The following is a 24292-nucleotide window of genomic DNA, read 5'->3' as shown; positions in this document are numbered from 1 at the left end:
CCGAATCGACCGGAGACGCGGCCCGGCCGCGGCGACCCGAGAAGGAGTGACGTGGCCTGCGACGAATCGGTGGTCCTGCGCGCGCGGGAGGCGGCGGCCGAACTGCGAAGGAACGCCGCCGCGACGGAAGAAGGCCTGCGGCCCGCGGCGCCGAGCCTGGCGGCGGTACGCGAAGCGGGCCTGTTGCGACTGACCGTGCCCCGGGACGCCGGCGGGTCCGGGGCCTCGGCGCTCACGACCCTGTGCGCGATAGTGGAACTCGGGCAGGGCTGCCCCTCGACCGCCTGGGTCGTCGCCCTGTCCACCGCCCAGAAGCTGATGCTGCCCGACCTGCTGTCCGGGGCGGCCACCGCGGAACTGTTCGCCGACCCGGACGCGATCGTCTGCGAGTCGGGGAACACCGGCGCCGTCCGAGGCGCGATGGTGCCCGGCGGCCTGCGGGTGAACGGTCACTGGCCGGTGGTGTCGGGCTGCGAGGACGCGTCGCTGGGGATCCTGCTGGTGCCGGTGCCGGAGAGCGCCGAAGGGGTCGTTGCCATCCTCGCCCGGATCAAGGATTTCACCGTCGAGCGCACCTGGCGGGTGGCCGGGATGGCCGGCAGCGGAAGTCACGCGCTTCTCGCCGATCAGGTGTTCGTACCCGCCGCCAACGTGGTGTCGTTCGCGCCGGTCGCCGGCAAACCCGAGCCCTCGCCGGCGGGCCTGCTGCACGAGATGCTCTACACCCTCGGCGCTTCGCTCGGAGCGACCCTGGCCGCCCGCGATCAGGTCGAGGCCCTGCTGAACAACGGCAAGGCACCCTTCGGTACGACGTACGAGCGCATTGTCGACTCACCGCTCGCCCGGCACTGGTTCACCGAGGCCACCCAGCTCGCCGACACCGCCCTGCAGCGCTGCCTGACCCTGGCCGCGACCCTGGACGCCGAGGGCCCGCGGGGCGCCTGGCCGGTGCGTGAGCGTTCCACGGCACGACTGAGCCTGATCACGGCGGCCCGCGAGTGCCGGCAGGCGATGGACCTCCTGCTGGACCTGCACGGCGCGAGCGCGTTCGCGCAGAGCAACCCGATCCAGCGACTCTGGCGCGACGTCTCGGTGGCCACCCGCCACGCCCAGTTCAGCCCCTACATCACCGCGGAGGACTACGGACGGGTCAGGTTCGACGCCGGAGCCCCCGCGATGCCGCTGCTCTGACCGCTCGCCCGGCCGAATCGATGGACCTTCAACAGCACTGTGTCCTCGACACGGCGCCTCTGTCCCCCAATCGCAGGGGTGGCTTCCGGTCTGAGGCGCACGCGATGATGCAGGACACCCAATCAGCGGAACCCGGGGGACAGGAAGTATGGATCGCGTCGACGAGGACCTATACACCTATCGTGCTTTACGAACGGATGTGCCCGCCCTCGGTGAGGTGATGCCGCCGGTGCTCGACCTCACCGCCGCGGCCGGGCAGTTGTGGGCAGCCACCGCTGACGACTACGACGAAGCCGCGCTGGCGGCTGTGCTCACGAGCCCGGATGTGTCGGCACTCTGGCGTTCCTGGCGTGTCGCCGCCGACACCGATGAGGCGAGTGGCGCCGCGTGGACTCGCGTCTACGTGCTGGAGGCGGCCGACCCGGAAGTGGCCGGCGCGACCTTGCGCGCGGCGCTGGCCGAGGCCGGGCCCGACAGCACCCTCATCCTCGGCATGGCGACCGGCGATCCGGTTTCCCCGGCTGCCCGAGCGGCGATCGGCTCCTCGGTGTTGGTGTGGGCGCTCGACGGCGGCGAGCCGATATCGGTGGCGCGGGTGTTCGACGGAGTCGACCCGGACACCGGGCCGTACTTCCAGGATCAACACCCGAAGCTGGACGGATACGAGCGAGACGCCGCGCTCAACTTTCTCGACAGCGGTCACATGCTGGTGACGACGCCGCAGCTGCAAATCGACGTCATGGACCCGCAACGCGGCGCTGTCGTGCCGATGAACTTCCGCACCGACGGTGTGTGGGTCTGGACCGACACCGTGGCCTACTACCTTCGCGAACACGGCCTCGCGCCCGACCAGGAACTACTCGCGCACGCCCGGGAGGCAAGCTTCGTGGCGGCCGAGGCGGACGCGGTCGGGCTGCACCGCGCGCTGGCGTGCCTGTTCCTGCCGAGCCACCTCGAACCGGTTGCGGCGGACGGCGTCGGGTAGCCGGCCACGACATACGACCGGCCTCGATCCGTTGGGGGACGCCGAGGCGGCCCAAGGGAGACCGTCCGTGTCTCCCCCTTCAGGGATCTCGCGAACGAGTCCGGTCGCGTGGAACTGTGCCGTTATGGCTGCGAGGAGCCAACGCGGTCGCACGGAATGTCGTTGATCGGGTGGTCTAGGTGCTCGGTCGGTAGCAGCAGCAGAAGGAGACGGCATGGCCGTGCTCGAGGACTGTCTTGAGTTTCTCAACGTGACCGGCCCGGGCCAGGTGCTGTTGCGGACCGGCTCGACCGCGGCGGCACTGGACACGCGCCTGACCGACCTGATCGGCAAAACGGTGACTTCCGGTGACGTCACGGTCTTCCTGGAGGTTGGCCAGAGCCCCGGCGCCGGGGTGAGCGAATATCTGCGCAACCTCGTCGACAAGGGCGTGGACGTGGTCGTCGCCCTGATCGACCCGGATACCGCAACGCTGATCACCGACCCGGGAAAGTTGCTGGATGCACAGAGACACCTGAAGGTGGATGTGCACGCGCCGCTCGACGCAGTCGGGTCGGGTGTGCTGCCGGAGGAGCGACTCCTCACGTTCGACACCAATGCTCTGCAGGCCCCGGCGGGCGCGTTACCGGAGGCGTACCGGCTCATGCCGCCGGGAAAGGCGGCGCAGCGGGCCGCCCTCAGCGATCTGGAAGTGTCCCCGGCGCCGGCCTCGGTCGAGCGGCTGCGGAACTGGCTGTCCGGCACTCGCCCGTCCCTCGACTCCTCGCAGGGTGACTTTTCCCTGGTGGCCGGCGCTCACTTCGCGCTCTTCGACACCATGCCCGGTGGCGAGTTCGGGGCACTTCTGGAGTCGCCGCGGCCCGTGTCGTTGCCCAGGCTCCAGGAACTTCTCCAGCACCCGCTCGCGCCGCTGGGCTCCGACGTGGTGTGGTCCGAGGTCGAGTCCGGACGTGCCAGCGCGGCATTGGTCAGCGGCTGGGCGGACGGCGACGCACGCCCGCGCGCCTTCCATCTCGTCCGCAATCCCGATGACGGACAGATGTACTGGTCGGATCCCCTGAACCATGGGGAGCTGTTACCCGCCAACCCGGACGGCGCCATCGACGAACACACCGCGATCCTCGAGCGGCAGAATTCCACGGCGCTGCTGGTCAACGAGCATGGCGCTCCATACCTGCCGGTCATCGAAGCGGCCGCCGACATCCCGTCGCTCGCGTCGGTACAGGCCCAGTCACCGGCGCAGTCGCTCCTGGTCGGTGCCTGGCCGCAGGTCGCTCGCAACACCATCCGCCAGCAGATCCTGGATGCCGTCAGCGACTACGGTGGACCGGTCATCGCCGTGGACGTGCGGCGTGGACGGCGGTCGCAGGGTTTTTCCATCTTGGACGGAACATTGAAGACCGCGCTGAACGAGTCGCTCAAGCGTTTCGTCGCGCCCCCGGTCGTGGTGGCGACCGAACACAACGACGACCTGATGTGGATGGTCAAGAACCAGTACGACGGCGTCGTCATCCTGCCCAGCACCGACCGGCTGGGCAGTCTCGCCGGTTGGGAGGTGCACGGCGAGGGCCAGCCGGAGAGCTACTCCATGCTTTCCACCGGCGCACTCGGCCGCGCCGGTGAACTGGCCTCCCGGGCGCTGACGGTGCCAGCACCACAGGTTGTCCGGGAATTCCTCGGGTCGTCCAGCTGGACCGACGCCGAGCGGTACTTTCAGGAGAACAAGGCTGAACTGCTGACGCCCGAGTCGCTGGCGGCCGTCCAAGCGCTGATCGATCAGGACCATGCGCGCGCCACGACGGCCGGCCCTGACGGCGTCATGCACAAAGACCACCCGTTCTTCGTACCGCACCGCGCTCTGAGGGCATTTGGCGCCGTACTGAACACGGCGTCCCGGGCGGTCAACGACCCCACCGCAGCGCCGATCGCTCCAACCGATCCCTCGCTTGTGGCCGAAGCGGTGCCGCACACGGCGCCGGCGGATGAATCGCTGCTGTTCGGATACCTGGCCAACCGGACCGTGCCGGGCTCGGCCGGTGCCGTTCAGGACGGCCTTCTCTGGTTGCGTCAGCTGATCCTGGCCATGCTTGATCAGGGCGTGACCGGGCTCCGGCCCGACACCGTTCTCGACGTGCTGGCCGGTAAGGGGGAACTGGAAGCGGAGCGCGCCGCCCGCAAGCCAGCCTCACCCGAGATCTATCGTGCGCACGCCTCGGTAGCCGAGGCGCTCTTGGGGACCATCGACCCGGTCCACTGGCCCCGCAGTGGCGCACCGCACGACCTGATCAAGGCCATCGACTGTCTGCCCGGCCTGGACCGGGTCGCCTGGCACTACCTAATCAAGCATGACGTGCCGCGGTTCGCTTCGGGGCCCGCCGAGAGTGACCTGAAGTTCCTCCTCGAGGAACTGGCCACCTGCCACTGAGAACCGGATTTCCGCACCACGACAACACCTGTAGGAGTACGCCTGATGGCTGGCAGCATTCCGGCGATCTGTCTCGAAGGCTGGACACCCGTCGCCTCGGGCCTGCACCTTGGCATCGACCCGACCGCCGAGGTGCCGACGTGGGTGCTCGACACGCCCCCCTTGCCCGGCCTTGTGCAGGTGCATCTCGGCGAGGGCGCGCTGGGTGCCCTCCGGGTCGGGGATGCTCTCGCCCGCGAGCACGCCACGACGATCGCCCGCATGGTGGAAGTGCTCGCCCCGAATCTGGCCGCGACCATTTCGCGCGCCGAGGTGAACGCGCGGACCGCCGCGCATCACATCCCGGTCCAGTTGCCCGGCCGTCGCGATCTGCTCGATCCGGCCGACCAGCGGGTGCTGCCGATCGACGACACCGGCCGGGTGGTCGATCCGGGGCTGGCGACGGGCGCGCGGGTGCTGCCGAACGACGACAAGCACCTCGCCGACGCCCCGGCCGCGGTGGACGAAACTGGCGTCGTCCTGGCTCACCCCCCGATGCCCGGGCAAGTACGCCATGCCGGTGACGCCACCTGGATCGGCCTGCCCGCCGCGGTCGTGAACGCTCGCCACAGCGCGGTGACCGAGGCCCGTCCCGCCGGCGCAACCAGCCGCCTGACCCACTTCACCGAACTGCTGATTCACCTCGATACGCTGCGACCCGGGGAGCAGGCCGTGGTGGAGATGATCGGCACGGCATCGGGCAAACCCCACACCTACCTGGTGGTCGCCGACCCCGACGGACTCTCCGTTCTGCGGCTCGCCGACGGAACAGCCACCGCCCAGCCGCTGCCCTACGCCTTCGACACGATGACCGTCACGATGCCGGGACCGCTCGGTCTCTCGGCGGCGAGCTTGACCGCGATGGCCGCTCAGTTGCCGCCGATCGACCTGGCCGACACGGCGGCCTGCGTCACAGGCATTCGCAATCTCGCCCGTGACCTGTACGGCAGTGTCCGCACCGGACAGGCCGTCGATGACCTGAATACGCTGCCCAGCACGCTGACCCGCTCCGCTGACCCGTTGCCCGACCCGTTCGCCGGGGTGGCCGACCGGCAGTGGGTAGCGTTCTCGTCCCTGTCGACCGTGACGGCCGCATTGCGCGGCGCACCGGTCGGCGTCCGCGGAGCAACGGTGTTCGCCCTGGTCGGACGACCCGGCGCGATCGGCCACGCGGTGGCGTTCCGCGACACCGCAGACGGCGTGCACTCCGTCGATTTCCGTGCAGGTGAGGTCGGTGCGGTCCGTCCCGCGGAACTCGTCGCCGATGATTTCGCGGACGCTCGCATGCTGCTGGTCGACGGTAACGGACAGGTGGCCGAGATCGCGGCCGAGCTGGAGTCGGACGCGACGGTGCGCGCGTTGCTTGATTCCGGCCTTGCCGGACCTGACGGCATCCGCTATGCCGGCCCGCAAGATCGCAAGGGCAAGGGGCCTGCGAGGCATGAGACGTCTGAGGGGAAATATTCCAAAAGGTCACGCGATTCAGAAAGCGGTCAACCTGAATCGACCAGCAAGCGTTCTACGCTTTCCGTCTCGGCGGTAATGCGGGAGATTCGAACAACTCTAACCGATCACGGACTCGACATGGGCAAGCTGACACATATGGGCCGTTCGACAGCTGAGGTAAACTATCGGTACGCCCATACCTATAAGTCGAGCAGCGACGATTATCTGATGCCTGTCGGTCAATCACTGCAGCATCTGTCGCTGGTTCTCTTTCATGCGGCGCGTGACTCGCGCGACGCATCGGCCGGGTCAGCAGAGCGCGATTTTGAAATGCAGTCGATGATTATCAACAGTCGTTTGGTAATCGCATCGAACGCCGACTCGATGACTCAACGCCTTTACAATAAGGTGGGAGCCGAAAGGCCAATATCTGACCTTCTTTCTGCGAATTACCACACGGGTTACAGAAATCAGGAAGACGTTGAGGCGCGGAGGCGCCTCAACGATGCGGTAAGCAAGTTGACTCAGTCGATGTCAGGCAATCTGCGTCCCGCGACGTCGGTCACCAACATTCTCGCCGCGCGCGGCCTGGTCGTGGTCGCCGACGCGTCAGATGCGGACAGGATGAACAAACTGTTGACGTCGCGGAGCTACGAAAACGCGGTCATCCTGCTCTATTACGGCAGTCGCGAGATTCACGCCGAACAAAAATTGATGATCGCAGTTCACAGCGCCGGACTGGTCTACGATTCGCTCAGAGGTGACTTCGCCATCCATGGACGAATGCGCCCCTGTCTCGCGTGCTACCTCGGCCTGGTTCACATGAACCGCACCCTCGGCGTGCACCATAACCACAACCCGGGAAACGCCTTCGACACCGCCTTTGAGTCCCTTCTGCGCCACCTCCCCTGGGTCGGCTCCGACCCGTCCGCCGACGGGACCGACTCGGCTGGAAGTGGACGCTGGCTGCTCCGCCGGCTGGGGGAGATGCTCGATGGCCACTCGACAAACGTCTCCGCGTGGTCGAACGACACGGCGCCTTATGACGCTGTCCAGGGGCCTGCGCCGCAGTACGGCCTGCAGAAGAAGGTCGGTCGGCAGGACAGGCGCAATTACACGACCCCGTCAACCAGCGGCGACGAAGAACGGATCCCGCAGACCTTCAAACCCACTGTGGCTGGCGGCCCCGGAACCGTACGGCAGGACCTGACAGGGGACGTGGACGTCGCGAGGCTGACGCAGGTGAGTCAGGAGTGGGTGGCTGTCGGTGATCGCACTCGGCAGCTGCCCGGCGAGTGGACTCGGCTCGTTGGGGTCATCTACCGACGCGTTCAGAGTTATCGGGCGATCGCCGAGCACACGGCCGGAATCTCCGAGGACACCGTCAGGAAGCATGTCCAGCAAGGCGCTCGGCTGCTCGACCAGGCCGAGGAGCGTGCTGTCGAGAAAATTGTCGTGAATCACCTGTGGGACCGGCTGAGGGAACTGGTGCCAGCTGGTAGATCTAGTGAAGCCGGTTCTCTGGAATCGGGAACCTGTCTAACTCTCATGAAGAATTGGGGCGTGACCGCGAATTCTGTCGCCGATTATTTAAGAATGCCGAAAAGTAGTTTCGAAAGAAAATACTGGAAAAAAATCATTCTAGGTCAGCGTTTCGTTCCAAACATGGTGAGGGAGGAGGTGGAGCGGGAGCGTGCAATGTTCGCCCAGATGCGTCAGGATCTCGTGGCGCCGCCGAACAGCTCAACTGCTCCATCGAGCACCATGTCCTTGCCCTATCGGCCCGTTTCGAGTGTCCCCGGGCCTGCGGCTCAACAGCAATTCGAGAGCCGTCTCACTGACTACTACGAGGTAGACGGCATCCAATGGCACCGTCAAAACGATGCGTACTACCACTGGACGACCGACAGCGATGGCCGAACTGTAGCGATGAGAGCCACCGGTCTCCAGGACGCCCGCATCCGACGGGTTCTGGACCAACAGCATGCGGGGCCCTCTTCGGCCGGCGCCTCCACCGGTTCGAACTCCTACTCCGGCTACTCGTACCCGCCGCCCTCGCAGAACGTTCCAAGCTTCGGCTACTCGTCTCAGCTGTCTTCTTCCGAATACGATCCAAGCTCCAACTATTCGCACTCGCCGCGCACCGAATACCGTCGAGGCCCCGAGCCCACGTATGCCGGAACTGACTACGCGACTGGGCCGGAGTCGACGCAGCCCACGACAGCTCCGGCGGCCGGGTATACCCGAGGCCGCGACTACTACGTCGGCGACGACTGGATCGTCCGAAACCCGGAATACAATGAGTGGGACCAGCACTACGTGCGTGACGGTGATCCGGAAACCGTCTTCAAGCCTATAGTGGGATCCCCGAACAAATACGAAATGTACCGGCACCGTCAATGGACAACCATCACCATTTCCAATGTAGATGGTCGGGTCGTCAGGCACGCCTCCGCCGGGTCCAGCGTCCTCGAGCCGCTGATCGGCGTGCCCAGCACCACGCCGCTGTCGTCCGGCGACGGGATTGTGTTCGGGGCGCCCGGCTCGTCGTTGGTCACTGATCTCGCGACGTTGCGACTGCCGAAGGGTAGCTTCAGCGTCCTTGGCGAGGGCTATCGCAATGACGTCGGCGACGCCGTTCGCGGTGGCATCCGGGAAAGCCTCACCCACTATGTCACCGCGGACACGATCAGCGAGCAGATCCCGCCCGGCACCGCCGCCGTGAACCTCGTCGCTTGCGAGATCGTCAGCACCGGCACCCTGCGGGAGCTCTTCCGGCGGCGACCCGAGTTGACGGTTGTCGGAGCGGACACCGAGGTCTTCGTCGTGCAGGGGGTCGAGGGGTCGAACGAGGCCGCGAAGGTCTTCGCGGCCGAGACCGTGTGGGTCGACGGCCGGCCTCATCTGATGCAGACACCCGCGAACCAGTTCCGGACCTACCGCCCCGGCATGTCGCCCGACATGGAGCCCGAGGCGCTCGGCCACCACCTTCCGGGCACCGGCGTGCCGACCAGGACGGAGATGGCCCAGGCGGTCGAGGCCTCACGGGCGTTTCACCAATCGCGGACCGACGTCGCGCGGCAGCTCGGCGCGCCGCCGTCACCGGTCGACCAGATCGTGCGGTCGCTCACGAGCCAGCGCCTCGACAGTCCGAGACCTGGCCTGACGCGGGCCCAGCCGCTCGCCGACGTCACCGTTTTCAACCGTGACCTGCGCGCGTTGCTGGAGCGGCAGATCGACCACGGCGAACACCTCCTGAGCTCCCTACAGAGCCTCAGCAAGCAGGGATACGTCCGGTCGGCCCTGGGTGACCGTCTGCACGTGGCGAAGCATCGCTACGAGTTGAGCCGCGCGATCGATCACCTGCGTGGCGCGCTCGCGGGCATCCCGGCACCGCGCACCGGTGCGCGGGCCGGCCTGATCGGGGACGGGCCGGCGGCGGAGGCTCCCGACGTGGCCATCGCGGAGGCGGTCGAGCACTATGCGCACGTCGCCGAGGAGACGGCGAAGCACATGCGTGGCCTGGTCACCGATGCCGCGGTGAAGTCCGCGGTACGGGGCGAGGAGAGCAAGACCAAGAAGGTCCTGGAGAAGACGATCGGCCTGTTCGAAGGCGCCCTCGGATGGACCGCCGGTGTCTTCCTGCCGACAGGTCTGTCAGCCGCGCCGGCGCTGGTCGGCTTCGCGGGCAAGAGTGCCGGCATGGCCGCCATGAAGGTCTTCGAGGACTACCAGGCGAAGGCCTTCCAGAAACAAAACAGCAGTACGCGGGCGATCTTGCTGGCCGACCTGAAACCCGACGCCATGGCGAGGTCCATTGTGGCCTCGTACCAGAAGGGCTTCGACCTTTTCGTAGCCGCAGCCGCTGTCGGGGGCGCGTACGTACCGGGCTGGCCGATGATCGCCTCGGGCCTCACCAAGATCTTCAAGGGCTTCTTCGATGAGCGCATCAAGCTGCTCGAGAAGCAGATCACCGAGATCAAGGCAAGCCAGCACGAGCGACCGATTCAGGAAAAGGACATCTTCCAGCGGCTGGGCGACCGGCTGTGGAACGACCTTCGTGCGGAGCTGAAGGCCAAGCTCACCGACCTCGGCGCCGCCCAGCAGATCGTGAACGCCGCGAAGGGTGAGCCCGAGCTGATCGGGCTGATCGGTATCGGCACGGACTTCGCGGTCAGGCTCGGCCTCGGCGCCGTCCTCACCCTCTTCCCGCCGAAGCCGACCACGAAGATCGACGGCAACGATCTCCGTAAGGTCATCTTGGACGTCATCAGCAATCGCAACCCGGCCGATACGCTCGCGCCGGCCACCACCACGCTCCCGGCGCCGGACGAGGACATTCCCGCTTCAGTCCCGCAGACTGATTCCCACGGGCGGCAGATCCTCGGCTACAACGCGTCGATGTCACGGCCGGACGCCCCGTTCGTCAAGGTGAACGTGCATGGCACCAACCTGTGGGGCACCCTTTCCGGAGCGATCTTCAAACCGCACGAGCCCGACCTGGGAGCGTTCGTGTCGATGGAGATCTGGAAGGACAGGGTGATCGGCCCCGATCATTACGTCGAAACGGCACGTGACCCCGAGACCGGCACCGTCGCCGAAGTTCAGCGCGTGGACGGCTCCTGGCACCAACCATGGCCGGACAAGTACCACTTCCTGTTCGTCCACCAGACGGACGGAACGTGGGAGTGGGCGCACGCGTTCTCACCCACCGGCCGCATGGAGACCGACGAATTCAACCTCAAGGCCGAGTTCGACCGCAACCCCGCATGGCTCAAGCACTTCAGCTTCGAGGCACCGGCCGCGATCGGTGTCAGTTTCCAGCCTCGCAAGTCCGAGCCGATTCTGGACTCGTGGACACTTCACCAATTCGTCGACAACGTCGCCTGGAAAGCCGCTGACCTGTCGCGTGTCCACGGGCCACACGTCCCACTGAAGATCCATGTCGAAGGTGGCGGCAACGGGCAGAACGCGCTGCAGGAGGGGATCGGCAAGCTCGGTGGCCTGCCCGAGCAGGCGGCAACCGTCGGCCTCGCGCGAGCCGACGCGGTCCGTACGCGTCTTGTCGACCTGCTGGACACCGCGCTCGACCGCCTGCGCTACCGGCACCCGAAGCAAGCCGGCCGACTGCCCACCGCGCAGGACATCGTGGCCGCGGCCTCGTCCCGCGGTTCACAGCTGACTGCCTCGAAGCTCCCCACCGGCTTGCTGCGACAATCCGCAGCTCTTGACGACGAGGCGCTGCATCGCCAGACCCGGGTATGGATCGAGGAACAGAATCTTGCCGCCCCGCCGTCCCCGGCGTCGGCGCAGAGCAGCCTCGGCTCGTCATTCCACGAGTCCGATCTGGACGTCAAACCCCAGTGGCTGGCCACCGCGCAGGACACCATGCCGCATCCGCAGAACGCCCCGGCGAACCTGATCGGCGACACCGGCTCGCTCACTGCCAAGGGCGCGCCACCGAGGGCACTGGTCAAACTCGCGGAGGAAAAGCCGGACCAGATCTTCTACTGGCTCAGTACCCAGTCCCGGCAGGCGCCTACCCCTAAGCAGATCACCGAGCTCAACGAAGTGCTCGAACAGTTCGGACAAGGAAAGTCCCAGGTATCGGTCTTCACCAAGGGTGTCGTCAGCGTCGAGTTGCTCGACGCCATCGCCCCCTACGGCGGGGCGCTGGCCAACTCGGCCCCGGCCGGGCTGGAGAACGCGTGGCACGTCCAGCCGGCCGATCGCACGGTGCCCCGTAGCCAGCGTCCCGGCCAGCCCACCGACAAGATCGACGGCGCCCTGGCGGACAGCATGGCCAAGCTGTACCGCGACCCGGGTATCACGCGCACCGACGAGCAGTTCGGCGCGTTCCTCTGGGGCGGCCTGAGCGTTCGCGAGCAGCACGAACGCCTCAAGTCGTCCCCCGCGACCTACCTCACCCAGGCCAACAAGCTCCTGGCCGACGAGATGGCCGAGCGGGTCAAGACCAGCCAGCGTGCTGGTATCGCCGGCCCGCTGCTGGCCTTCGGCGCCGACACCGACGTGGTACCGCGGTACCACGAATCGACGATGCTGGACCGCCCGAAAACCGTGATTTCCGGCGTCTTCGAATTGGCCGACTCGGGGGTCACCGGCGCTACTCCCATCACCGAGAAGTTCCAGACGCTGGTCGAAGCCGTCGGGCGGGGTGCGGGCGACGTCGGCCAGCGCAACCAGTTCGACTTCACCACCGCGCTGCTCAAGGCGATCGACCTGGCTCGCGCCGGCCAGTTCGCCGAGGTCGCAGCCTGGGTTGCCGAGAACAAGCCGCGCCTTGACGCGGAGATGAAGGGCGCCTGGGTCGACGCGCTCGGCGGCGTGATCAGGGATCTGCGATCCGTCAGCAAGGGGACTGAGGCACAGCAGCTCGAACCGGTTCTTGCCGCAGTGTACGCCTGTTGAGCACCGGGGAGAGGCTCGCCGGCCGCTGAGCGGACCGGCGAGCTTCTCGCAGCAGGTTCCGACGTCGAGGGCCTAGCTACTCGGTCATGGAGTCGAGCAGTTCCTGCAGGCCGTTCATCCGTTCCTGACCGAGGCGTTGCATCTGGGCGGCCACGTCCCGGAGCGCGTCCAGCACCGCATGCTCCACCTCGCCCTGGCCCTGGTCGAGGACTTCGGGATCGATCCGAACGGACTGGAAGGAACCTGCGGTGGTCACCGCGATGGCGACGGCGCCGCTCGCCGCAGTACCCACTATCTCGGTCTGCTCGGCGCGAGCCTGCATGACGTACGCGTAATCCTGCATTTCTCGTGCCTGGTCCATCATGGCGTCGAAATCCGATGAGCCCATGCCCTGCCACCTCTCGCGTGTTCGGACAAACTCGGCGCCGCGCGGTCGGCGGCCACCGGAAACGTGAAGGTCAGCAGTCCAGGATCAGGTGCGCGAGACCGAGCATGACGTCGGGCCCTCCCGCAGCGTCATGGGCGCGTTCGATGACCTGGTCGACCAGCAGCAGTTTGGACTCGACCGGCAGCGGGCTGAAGCTGTCGGAGGCGGTACGCGCCGCGATTGGCTCATCGAGGATGGCCTGACCCAGGACCAGCAACGCCTTCCGCACCAGGCCGTCCGCCGCCAGCTGGGGCAGGAGCCTCAGCACGGCATCGTCGGCCGACGGAATCAGGCGGATCAGCATGTCGTCCCGTCGGCGGGGATCCGCTTCCGCGGAGAAGGCGTGCCCCACGTCGACATGGCCGTGAGCTTCCAGCACCCGCGCCGCGTCGGCCGTCGCCAAGGGAACGGCGGCCGGCTCGGGTTCGGCGGCGACCATCGGGTGCGGCTCGCTCAACCATTCCACGTCGACCGGCCGCTCGTCGGTTTTGCGGAGCTTTTCGACGACACTGGACAGGTCCCGCGCGACCGGTTTGGGCAGGACGATCCCGGGCCGGCCGATGAGGAGACGAGGCGCCGCGCTGTCCGGGGTGCGCCGCGCCGACGGTCGTGCCGCGCCGGGCGGGAACACCCGGATCCCGGTCCACTCGTCCATCAGGATCCAGCCGTCGGACAGCGCGTAGACGTGCGGCCGGAGCTGTTTCAGCGGGAAGAACGGCAGTGGAGCAAGGCCCGGAGGGATGATGTGCCACTCGGTCGCCAGGTGGCTGGGGACGACCGAGCCGGCGGCGTTGACCGGCGTCGCCTCTTGCCACCCCCGGAGGTCGATGGGCGGTTCGTTCAAGGCGACCGTCACGCCGTGCTGCTTCGCCACTGCCCGCAGCACCCCCGGTCGCGCATCCGGGATGCTCACGATCGTGGCTACACGCTGCGATCGGGTGAGATTCCTGAGATAACCCGCAAGGTCCACGTCCCGCCCCAGGACGACGCGGACACGCCCCGGCATCGGCTGGCGAAGGCCCTCGGGATCCGGCCCGTCGTCGTATTGCTGCCCCCCGAGCAGGACCGCGCCGTCGACCTCGATCGCCCGTGTCGCTGGAGTGGCCTTGTCCAGCAGAGCGCGGCGAAGGTCCCCGGTTGACCAGCGCTCGACCTCCGGCGCCACCTGAACCTTCTCGGCGAGGCTGTGCAGCCTCGGCGGCCGATGCGCGCCGGCCGCCCAGGTGTCGGTCCCGCCGAACGCCCGGTCGTAGCTCATCAACCAGTCGAACGCGAAGGACACCGCCAGCTGCCGCGTCGCCGGCGCCGGCAGGTCGACCCGACCCCCGGTCGGGTCCTCGCGGAGGATGGCGCCGAACGCGGTGCCGGCCTTGGCCACCTCCGCGGCCAGGCGGGCCTCGTGCAGAAGCCGGGCCGAGACCGTCGACGGCAGCTTCTCCGCCACCGTACGCAACTCGGCGACAGCCTCATCGATCGCGGTGGGCGTGCGCCGACCGGCGTCCGCGTGCGCCTCGGCGGTGCGCGCGGCGGCCGTGAGTACGGCGTCGACGTCTTCGGTGATCTGGCGGGCCAGGTCGTCCGGGATCGCACGGTCCGAGCGGGCCAGCGCGGCCCGTACCGCGTCGTGGGTCTGGTGGAGGATCGCGCCGAAGCCGGGCAGGGCGGACTCGGGCGCCTCCTGAGGCGGTCCGAGTTCCACCTCCGGCGCCGGGGCCCGGCCGGAATCCTTGGCCGTCGCGAGGCGTGCCGCGTAGTCCCGCCGCAGCTCGCCGACCCGGGTCGCCCATCGATCCCGCTGGTACTGCTCGGTGTAACCGGCGACGTTGTTGCCCAGCCACGCGAACTGCCCGGTGGTCGTTCCGGCCGTCTCGCCGGCGTCGGGGAGGGCACGGCCGAGACCGCTCACGCCAGGTACCGGGTGGGCCGCGAAGAGCTCTCCGGTGGTCCGGATGCGTGTCGAGTGGGCCAGATCGACCGTGCCGGCGGCGATCGCCTTCCGCACCTCGTGGTCGAGCCGGTCGGCGGCCTGAGCGACGAGGCGTTGCAGTTCCACCGCATCGACGGCGGCCGGGAGTCGCGGCCCGTCCCTATAGGTGAGGTAGCCGTCCAGTTCGTCGTCCAGCGTCGCGGCCAGGCGGTCGGCCAGGGCCGGTCGCTGTGTCCGGGTGGAGTCGGTGAACTGGGTGGTCCAGTCGGCCATCCGGGACTTGGCCATGTGCACGGTCATCCAGGCGTCCACGGACCCGATGAGCTCCGTCAAGGGCTGCTCGTCGGGACGGCTGAACGGTTCGTCCACCGGGTAGCGGCGGTCGAATTCCGCCATCACCGTGGCCACGTACGCCTGACCGGCCTGGGTCATCGCGGCTGACCGCGTACCGAAACGGTTCTGCGCCTGATCGACCGCCTCGGTCGCCAGCATCTCGAGGCGGTCCGCCGCCGCCAGCCGCCGGCCGAAGGTGTCGTGGTACGAGCGCCACTGTTCCTCGGCGACCAGCGCGTCGATCTGGTCGAGACCGTTGGTGAACTGGCTCCAGTCACCGCCGTCGGCACTCCACCGCTGGGCGTACCGGAGGTCCACCTCTCGGATCAGCCGGTCCAGCACCTTCGCACCGGCCGGGGCGAGGAGGGACTGGTACTGCTCCGACGTCCGGACCGGGTCGCCCGGCGCCACCCGCAGGCCGCGCACCCGCTCGATCGCCGCGTCCACCTCGGTGCTCAGCTGCGACTTGAACACCTCGAGCCGCGTCGCCAGGCCGCCGGTCCCGTCGGTTTCGATCGGGTGCTCGTCCAACGACGCGACCACCTTGGGACCGATCGACGCCACATCGGCGGCGACGGGCAGGTCCGCTGCGGCCCGGGCCAGGCTGTGGCCGACCTTCTCGGCGAGGTCGTTCAGTTCGGCGGGACCCACGGCCGAGTGGTACGTGACCGAGCCATTCTCGATCCGGGGTACGGCCAGCCGGTGCTCGTGGTTCACCATGCCGATCTGGTAGGGCCTGAACTCCTTCTCGATGACATCGAACAGGGTCTGCCCAGTCGGGGGAAGGCCGGCCGCGTTCGTCAGCGTGACGTCGAGTTCCTCGTACATCCGCGTCTTCAGCCGTTGGACCGCGAGCCAGGAGTCGACGTTGCCGTACAACACGTCGAGGTGCCATTCCAGGTACGCGCGCGGCGCCCCCCGCTGCTCGTGCCGGCCGATCCAGTCGTCGACCGTACTTCGGAACGCGGCGCCCGCCTCGCCCAGCGCGGCCGGGTCGAGGCCGAGGCGTGCGGCGGCTTCGTCGATGACGGTCTGGGCGCGCTGCTGCTCCTGGGCCCGCAGATCGTCCAGCCTGGGCCGGACCGGCGATGCCAGCGGTTGTCCGTCGCCGCTGAGACCGCTCCGCGCGATACCGGGTATCGGGTCGTCGTCCAGCGACGTCCGGACGCCGGCCAGCACCGGTTCGACGACGTCGCGGACGTCCGGCCGGCCCCCGCCGAGGCGATTGCCGATCGAGTCGAGAAGGGCGTCGAGCTGGGCACCTCCGGCGGACGGCGACGGCTTCACGCCCTCCTGGAAGGTCAGGTGCGGCGAGAGCACCTGCCGGGCGGCTTCGCGGAACTCGTCCCGGATCGACGGCGGGAGGGCGTCGCCGGCCGTCTGTAGGCGTTCACCGAGGGCGTGGGCGGCGTACCAGTCGTTCGGTGACTCCACCATCCGGTCGTACCGCTCGCGCCACGTCGTGACCGCTTGGACGTCCAGGCCGGCGTTGTTCGGGTGCAGCCGTGCGAACGTCGCCGACACCGCCGCGGTGAGCGCTTCGCCGGCCGCCCCCGCCGCCCGCTGGGACCGGGCGTCGGCGGGCCACCGGTCCGCCATCGTCTGGACGAGGTCACCGAGCTCGTGCTCCAGCCTCGCCTCTTCCGACCAGCGCCGGACCAGCCCGTCGATCCTGACGTCGGCCGCCGCCAGGGTCTGCGACAGGTGCGTCTCCCAGGTACGCCGGTCGAAATCCCAGTCGCCGGCGTTCCGCCGGGAGAGATCGGTGACCAGATCCCGCTGAATCATGTTCGCGGCCATCTGGGCCATCTGGTCGACGGGTCCCCGCCGGGCGAGCGCCTCGGCCAGCTCCTCAGAGACGCGTTGTTCCATAGCGATCTTCTCGCCGAGGAAGCCGGCGTCCGCCCGGACCGGTACCGGATCCCTCTTCAGCAGGTCCTCGACGAGGCCCGCGCGGGCCTTGTCGAGCGACGCGTCGAGCCGAATGCCGGTCCGTTGGGCGACCACCCTCATCGCCGCGTTGGAGACGTCGTTGAGCACGTGTTCTTGCTCGACCAGGCCGAGGGACCGCGGCAACGGCCGGGGGCGGTCGGCCGAGAGCTGGCGTCGGAAGCCCGCGTCGAACTCCTCCGTCACGGCGTTCTTGAGCTTCCGGGCGCCGGCCGAGCCGCTCGTCTCGCCGAGGTGCGTGGCCACGGCGCGGTCGACCGCCGGGCCGGCCCGGTCCGCGAGCATCGCGATGGTCAGCCGTGATTCCAGCGAGTCGGCCAGGTCGCGGTAACGCTGCGCGTACTGCTGGGCCTGGGCGTAGCCGAGCCTCTCGCCGGCCGCCTCGGCCTGCCGGAACTCTTGCATCATCAGCTGCTTGACCTGGGTCACGGCCGGGCCGGCCAGCTCCCGCTGTTCCGGGCCGATCCCCATTCTCCGGAGCGCGGCCGCGGTGTCGGCGCCGAATCGGGCGTCGAGCGTGGTCCACAGTTCACGGCCGCGCTTGGCCGCCAGGTCGGTGCCGAACGTGTCGCCGTTGGCCTTCTCGTGGGCCAGCCAGCTGCTCCGCTCGCCCATCCGGTGGTGCCAGATCCGATCGTGGTCGGCCATCCGATCGGCACGGTACGTGGCGGCCAGCTGGTCGAAATGATCCGGGCGCACCGGGCCGGCCACCCGTCCGTCGGCCGCTTCCAGAGCGTGGAAGTCGGTGGCCGCCTTCCGCAACTCGATGATGTCGTCCAGTTCCTGGTCGAACCGCGCCGGTAGGTCGGTGCGGAACCGGTCGATCGTCTCGGCCCAGGCCGCGTCCCGCGCCGCCGGCGTGCCGGTGGGCCCGTCGGCGGAATGGTGGATCCGGTCGTGGGCACGGCGCAGGTCCAGGCCCAGCTGATCCCTGAGCCGTTCCAGGTCGGATTCCCGCAGCATCGAACCGTTGAGCTCGTCGTGCAACTCCAGCCGGAGGAACGCGTCGTCGATCTCGTCGTCGATCTGCGCGGCCCGGCCGGAACGGTCGAGCCGGCGGCCGAGATCGTCGTTCATGATCGTGTCGAGTCGCGCGCGGAGTTCCTCGGGTGTCATCAGGTGCGGCGGTGTGCTCGTCGCATGGACGCCCAGGTCGAGGCCGTCCCCGGCCAGATCATCGGGCGTGGCCCGGTGCGCCGTCGCGTCGACCTCAGCCACCAGGTCGTCGAGCATGGCGGCCCGCTCCGCCGGGGTCACGTTGTCGGTCAGCCCCTCGGCCAGGCGTTTCTGCGTACGTTCGGCGAGGACCCGGTCGAACTTCTCGACGACCAGACTGGCCAGTTCCAGCCGGTCGGCGAGGCCGGTCGGCCGAAGTTCGGGGTCGGCCCGGCGGAGAGCCTGGTACGCGGTGTCCACGGTGCGGTAGACCGAGTCGACGTTGGCGGCCGTCAGCGTCGCGTCGATGCGCTGGGCGAAGGTGTCGGTGGCCTCGGCGCGGCTTCGTCGTACATCGGCCGCCGAAGGTGTTTCGCGGGACAGCGGCAGCGATTTCTCGATGCCGTGGGCGCCGTCCGGGCCGAACAGGCTTTGGTGCTCCTTCCGCAGGCGGGCGGTCAGGATGTTCCGCACCGCGTCGCGGCTGGCCTCGTCCAGTTCCGACGATTCCCCCCGGCCGATGCCGCGGACGCTCGAGCTCGCCTGGGCCAGCAGATCGTCCGCCCAGGCGTGGTGATCGGCCAGGGTCGTCAGCCTGTCGTGGCCGAGCACGTCATCGAGGTGACCGCGGACTGTCGCTTCGAGGTCGGCGATCCGCCCGCCCGCGACCAGCTCGTCGACGCTCTTGACGACCATCGACTCGAACCGCTCCACGAAATCGGTGGCGATCGGCCGTGCGTGTTCCCCGAACAGATCTCGTCGTTCCCCGGCCGGCCCGCGGGTGATCAGGTCCTCGACGGTTGGCCGGGCGTCCCCCCAGAGGGAGTGCGCCTTCAGCCGCTGCTGAAGCAGATCCTTCATTCCGCCGTACGCGGAGCCGAAGGCGCCGACGTCGGCGTAGTCGTGCCAGCCCGCCCCCTCGCCACCGCCCAGATGCCGCTCGATGAGCCGGTCGACGTCGGCGAGGTACCGCGCCCGCGTGGCGTCCAGACCGGTCCGCTCGTTCGGCGACCCGAGGCCCGAGACCCGGTCGAAGTCCGCCCGCGCAGCCTCGCGCAACGAGACGGCCGTACGGTCGAAGTCGGCCGCGCTGTGGAATCTCGCCGCGTTCGTGGCCTTGGCCCGATCCCAGGCGGCCGCCGGCGAAAGGGCCGTGTCGCCGGCCGGTCGCGCCGCCGGAGCCAGCGTGTCCCACCCCTCGGCCCGGGCACCCAACCAGGTCACCCGCGTCGGGCCGGTCTCCAGATCCACCCGCTTGAGTTCGGCCAGAACCGCCGCGGGAACCTCGCCGTCCGGCCCACCGACGACCAGCGTGCTCTGCTCGTCGCGCAGGCCGCCGGCCCGGACCCGCATGGCGAAGTCGGACGGGACCACGGACGGACGGGCCCACCGGCCCCAGCCGAGGTCCTCCAGCACCCAGCTCTCGGGCAGGCGGTAGACGGTGCTCCGGCCGATCTCCTCGACACCCGCGGGAGCCGGTGTGCGTGTCCCGCCGCCCGGGCCGTAGTGCCATTCGACGGCACGGAACTGGAAATCGCGTACCCCGGAAGCATTGACCGGCACCACATGGCCCTGCGCGTCCAGCGCGTCCGGCCGCTTTCCCAGCGCCACCGTGGCGCCCGTCCGATCGGCCAGGGCGAGCCGTTCCGCTGCCCCCAGCAGCGGCGTGTGGAAGACCGCGTTGCGCTTGGCCACCGAGTCGAGGCCGCGGATCAACGCGTCGGCGTCCACACCCGGCCCGACGAAGACGCTGCCGTGGCCCGGCATCGCGTGCATTTTGCCGGCGGCCGCTGCGACGAGCGCGGAGTCGAGCGGGATCTGTTTGACATCGGCGTGCACGAACGTGCCGCCGGCGAGTTTGGTGGTCGCCAGGCCCATCGCGCCGGCCCGGTCACGGATGTGTTCGTGCAGCTCGGGCCGCGGGACCAGAGGGAGATCCAGCACCCGGGCCTCGCCGGCGATCCGGCTGATGACCGAGTCCGGTGTGCGGCGTCCCGGGGCGCCGTTCCCGGCGGCGTAGACCTCGTCGAAGGCCCGGAGCCGGTCCCGGGTGTAACTCGTCGCGAGATGCCCGGCCAGGTCGTCGGAGACGCGGGCCAGTGCCTCCGGATCCAGCTCGCGGAAAGCGCGCGTGGCGGCTGCGCCTTCCGCGGTGAGCCGCTGAAGATGGTCGGTACCGCCCGGTGGACCGTCGAGGGCGTACGGCGCGACCGGATCCTTGGGCTTCGGAGACGGTACGCCCGACGCGCCCGGCCGTGCCCGCGACGCGATATCCACGAAGAAGTCGTCCATGTTCAGCTGCATGGTGTTGCGCATCCGGATCCGGATGCGATCCCAGGCCGAGGTGCTCGCCAGCCGCGCCAGGTTGGCCCGCACCAGATCCGCCACGGTCACCTGCAACTCGTGCTCGATGTTCCTGCGGGCGACGGCGATGTCGGCCGCGGACACGCCACGCATCGCCGCCGCGTCCGCCGCACGGGAGATGTGCGGTTCGAGAAGTTGCATCTCGTAGTGCGCGACGTTGTTCGCGCGTACCTGCGCCCGAAGTTCGTCGTAGCGGGCGTTCCACTGGGTCTTCAGCCGTTTGAACTCGTCGGGCACGAGGCCGCGGCCGGCCGTGATCTTCGGTTCCCAGAACTCCTTGAACGCCCGCTCGGTGACGGTGTGGAAGTCCGCGAGCAGCGTCGCGGTCTCGGCCTTGGTCATGCCCCGCAGGCCGACGCCGACCCGTTCGGTGACGAGCTCCGAATTCATCGCCAGGTTGGTGCCGTTGCGTACCTCGGTGAGGAAGTCGGCCTGGATGTTCGGGCGTAGCCGTTCGACGTCCCCGGCGAGCCGGATACCGGTCCGGTACTTGGCCTCCAGCGGCTGCAGCTTGGCGCCGAAACGGGCGTCGAGGTCGGCGCCGGACGCATGGACGGGAACCGCGGGGGAGTCCGGCCGGGCGACCGGAGCCGCCGAGCCGCTCGACGCCCGCGCGCCCGGGTTCGCCGCGTCACCTGAGTCGACACCCGGCCGCGAGGAAATCGGATCGACCGGTTTCTCGTGCGGGTTCCCGCCCACCGCGCTGGAGACGGTTTCCCAGATGCCCCGCCGGTTCGCCGCCGCCTGGAAGTCCGAGAGGCCGGTCTGCAGCTTGACGAACTCCTTCTCCCGGCTCGCCGCCCAGTCCCGGGCCCGTACCTCGGCCTCACGGGCCTGGCCGGCCGCCTCCTTGGCCTGAGCCGCGTCCGCCTTTTCGGCGCGCGTCATCTTGTGCAGCTTCCCGGCATTGTCGCCGGCAACGCCCGCGTGGGCCCGGGCCGCCTGCTCGGCGGTCTCCGAAGTCTTGAACAGCTGGCGACCGGATTCCAGGCTGCGAGCCAGATCGGTGGGATTGACCTTCTGCAGCTTCCGGCCGTCGTGCGGCGCCTTGACCTCGTGGCCGGACGCTGCCGCGCTCGCGCCGCCGGCCGGATGGGCGGTGGGTACGCCGGCCGCCTCGCCGCGGAACGCCTGAATCTCCGCCCGGAAGTCCCGGATGGCCTGTCTCTGTGCGGCGTGGTCCACGGTGTTCAGGCCATGGACAATGTTGCCGATCCTCGACTCGGGTATGCCCGCCTCCCGCGCGATCCGGCCGGCGATGTCACTGAGCGCAGCCGGGATGTCGTCGCCCTTCACTGCGGCGTACTCCGCGCGAATGTCGGTGCGCAGCTTGTCGATATTGTGGCCGGCCGCGTCGGCCGCCGAGCCGGCCAGGGGACGGTCCACCACCCCGGCCTCGGCGGCGAAGAAGTCGCCGAACCGGCGCAGCAGCTGGGTGCCGGACGACTCGGCGACCTTCGCGACCGGGCCACCTCCCGGCCAGCCTTCCTTCATGGCGGCCCGCTGCAACTGATGCGCCAGATCGGTGGCGCCGGCCGCGGCCTCCTTGCGTGTCGGCGCGTACGGGTGACCGGCCTGCGCCGCGAGGTCCTCATGGCGCTGCTGGTGACCGGCGGCCACATCGTCCAGGTGGGTTCGGCCCTCGCCGCCTCTGGGTGTGGCCGGATGTGGGGCGGCGCCGTCCGGTGCGGTGCCGTGCGGCGCGGGCTCGGTGACGTGGGGAGTGGGGGCGGGGCTGCGCGGGGGTGGAGCCGACACCTCGGGCAGCCGCGGCGAGCCTCCCAAAGCAGTGGTGCCGGCGGCGGCATGGACGGATTCCCCGACGTCGCCGCGCGCGGACGGGTTGAACGGATCGCTGTGCAGAGTCCTCGCGCCGGTCGCGCTGCCCGGCGCCACCTCGCGCGGCGGGGGCGCGACGGTGTGCGCGTCCGGCCCGGTCACCACCCGATCCGCCGCCCGGGTGGCCGGATGCTCCGGCGGCGGTCGCAGATCGGCGACCGACGGCGGCCGGGCCCCACCGGCGATCGCGCTGTCCGGATGCGAGGTGAGGGGCGTCGGTGAGTCGCGAAGAGGCGAGCCTGTCCCGTGTGACGGGAGCACCGAGGAGTGCGGTGCGTCCGGTGCCGTGGGCATCCTGGGCATCGGCGGGGTGGGCGGATGATGGCTGACGCCGGCCGGGACGGTGCCGAGCGCCTCCGGCGTCCGGACGATCCTGGCTTCCGGCAGCGTGCCGCCACTCTTCATGAAGGACGGCAGATCAGGCTGCGACCCGGGGCCGGGGTGCGGGGCGGGGGACAGGGGTCGCGCGGGGCCGCCGGTGTTGAGGCGACCGGCGTCGAGGTTCGGCTCCGGGCGCGGTGCCCCGCCCGAGACTGGCGGCGTCGTGTGCGCCTCGGAGCCGCGCGCCGCGATCGGCGGCTCGGATCCGATGTGTGGTGCCGGCGTCACCGGGGTCGAACGCGCACCGGTCCCGACTGCGTGCTCGGACGAAGGCAGCGGATCGTTGGGCGAACGGACGGCTGGGCGGCCTGATAGAGCGGCCGGCCCGACATCGGTGACCGCTGCCGGCGGGCCCGGGTTGTCCAGTCTCGCCAGCGGGACACCACCGGTGGCCGCCGGACTGTGCAGAGTTCCCTGACCGCCCGAGCCCACTCGCGGATCCACGCCTTCGCCCACGTTCTGCCGGGAGATCGGCGGGGTCCGGGTGCTGGCCGCCGGCACCTCGGCACCCGTGCGGGCCCCGGTGTTGGTCAGGGGAACCGGCACGTCCCGGATCGGAGCGGCCGCGTTCAAGGAACCCGCGACGCTGTTCCGGACCTCGGGCCGGCCGACCGAGAGATCCCTGCCCGTCGGCCGGCCGGCCGACGTACCCGGAAGCGTGGCCGGATGGGTGCCGTTCGCCGCACCGGTCGGCGTCGGCGCCTTCGGTGCGGGGACGTTGTGGATCGCCGGGTTGGCGTCCGGGGCCTTCTTGAACAGGTTCGGGCGCATGGAGAAGAGGCCACCGAGAAGGGCGCCCAGCCCGACGTTCAAACCCTCGGCCGACTTGTTGAGTTCGAACGGCGACTTGCTGACACCCGTGGCGATGCCCTGCGCGGCCATGTCGATGGCGAACGCCTCGACGCCGTACACCACGGCCCCGACGGTGAAGTCGAGCGCGAGCTGGGCCGCCCGGGTGGCCACGACGCCGAGTCTGACCGCAACGCTGACGATCGTCTTGACGACGTTCAGCACCAGCGCGGGCAGCAAGGTGAAGTCCAGCGGCAGCAAGAGGACGGAGAAGAGGCCGACCAGCAGGTGAAAGAGAGCCTCCTTCTTTTCCTTGGCGATCTGCTTCTCGGTCTCGGTCGCCATGTACCGGAGCTGCTGGGCCCAGGAGCGCGCGCTGTCGGCCACCGAGGTGATGCGGAAGGCGACCGCGTTGATGGCCTTGTCGGCCGACGAGGACGCCGCACCGGTCCACCTCATACCGTGGTGGGCCGCGAACAGCCGTGAGCGCATCTGGTCGAGGCGAGCCGCCTGTTCATCCCACGCTTTCGCCTCCTCGCGCAGTTTCGCGGGGTCGGCGTGCGGATCTATGACGTTGTCGTTTTTTGCCAAGGGGACACCGTCCGCGTACGG

The 24292-nt window shown here is 69.2% G+C and carries 6 protein-coding genes; 4 read left to right on the top strand and 2 right to left on the bottom strand.

Annotated features, from left to right (window positions below):
- Window positions 1-51: 51 nt before the first annotated feature.
- The 4 genes from ACGFIO_RS41040 (at window position 52) to ACGFIO_RS41025 (ending at window position 12515) form a co-directional block, all read left to right on the top strand.
- A complete protein-coding gene (locus ACGFIO_RS41040; protein ID WP_392835859.1) occupies window positions 52-1191 on the top strand; it encodes an acyl-CoA dehydrogenase family protein in 1140 nt (379 codons plus the stop codon).
- A gap of 148 nt (window positions 1192-1339) precedes the next feature.
- On the top strand, window positions 1340-2176 hold the full coding sequence (locus ACGFIO_RS41035) for a hypothetical protein (protein WP_392835857.1): 837 nt from the start codon (window positions 1340-1342) through the stop codon (window positions 2174-2176).
- Window positions 2177-2390: 214 nt separating this feature from the next.
- Complete coding sequence (locus ACGFIO_RS41030; RefSeq protein WP_392835854.1) at window positions 2391-4601, top strand: hypothetical protein; 2211 nt, start codon at window positions 2391-2393, stop codon at window positions 4599-4601.
- 45 nt (window positions 4602-4646) lie between these two features.
- The gene (locus tag ACGFIO_RS41025) at window positions 4647-12515 is read left to right on the top strand and encodes a hypothetical protein (protein ID WP_392835853.1); all 7869 of its coding nucleotides are present in this window, start codon (window positions 4647-4649) and stop codon (window positions 12513-12515) included.
- Between the two features lie 76 nt (window positions 12516-12591).
- Here the strand turns inward: ACGFIO_RS41025 and ACGFIO_RS41020 are convergent, their stop codons facing one another.
- Together ACGFIO_RS41020 and ACGFIO_RS41015 are read right to left on the bottom strand one after the other, a co-directional pair.
- Window positions 12592-12903 carry a YbaB/EbfC family nucleoid-associated protein gene (locus tag ACGFIO_RS41020; protein ID WP_392835847.1) on the bottom strand — a complete coding sequence of 104 codons (312 nt, stop codon included), beginning with the start codon at window positions 12901-12903 and terminating at the stop codon, window positions 12592-12594.
- 70 nt (window positions 12904-12973) lie between these two features.
- Entirely contained in the window at window positions 12974-24271 is an 11298-nt protein-coding gene (locus ACGFIO_RS41015) for a hypothetical protein (protein WP_392835846.1), read from the bottom strand.
- Window positions 24272-24292 lie beyond the last annotated feature (21 nt).

Origin of the sequence: Actinoplanes sp. NPDC049265, assembly GCF_043197135.1 — a bacterium.
GTDB lineage: Bacteria > Actinomycetota > Actinomycetes > Mycobacteriales > Micromonosporaceae > Actinoplanes.
This window is presented reverse-complemented; position numbering and strand designations above follow the sequence as displayed.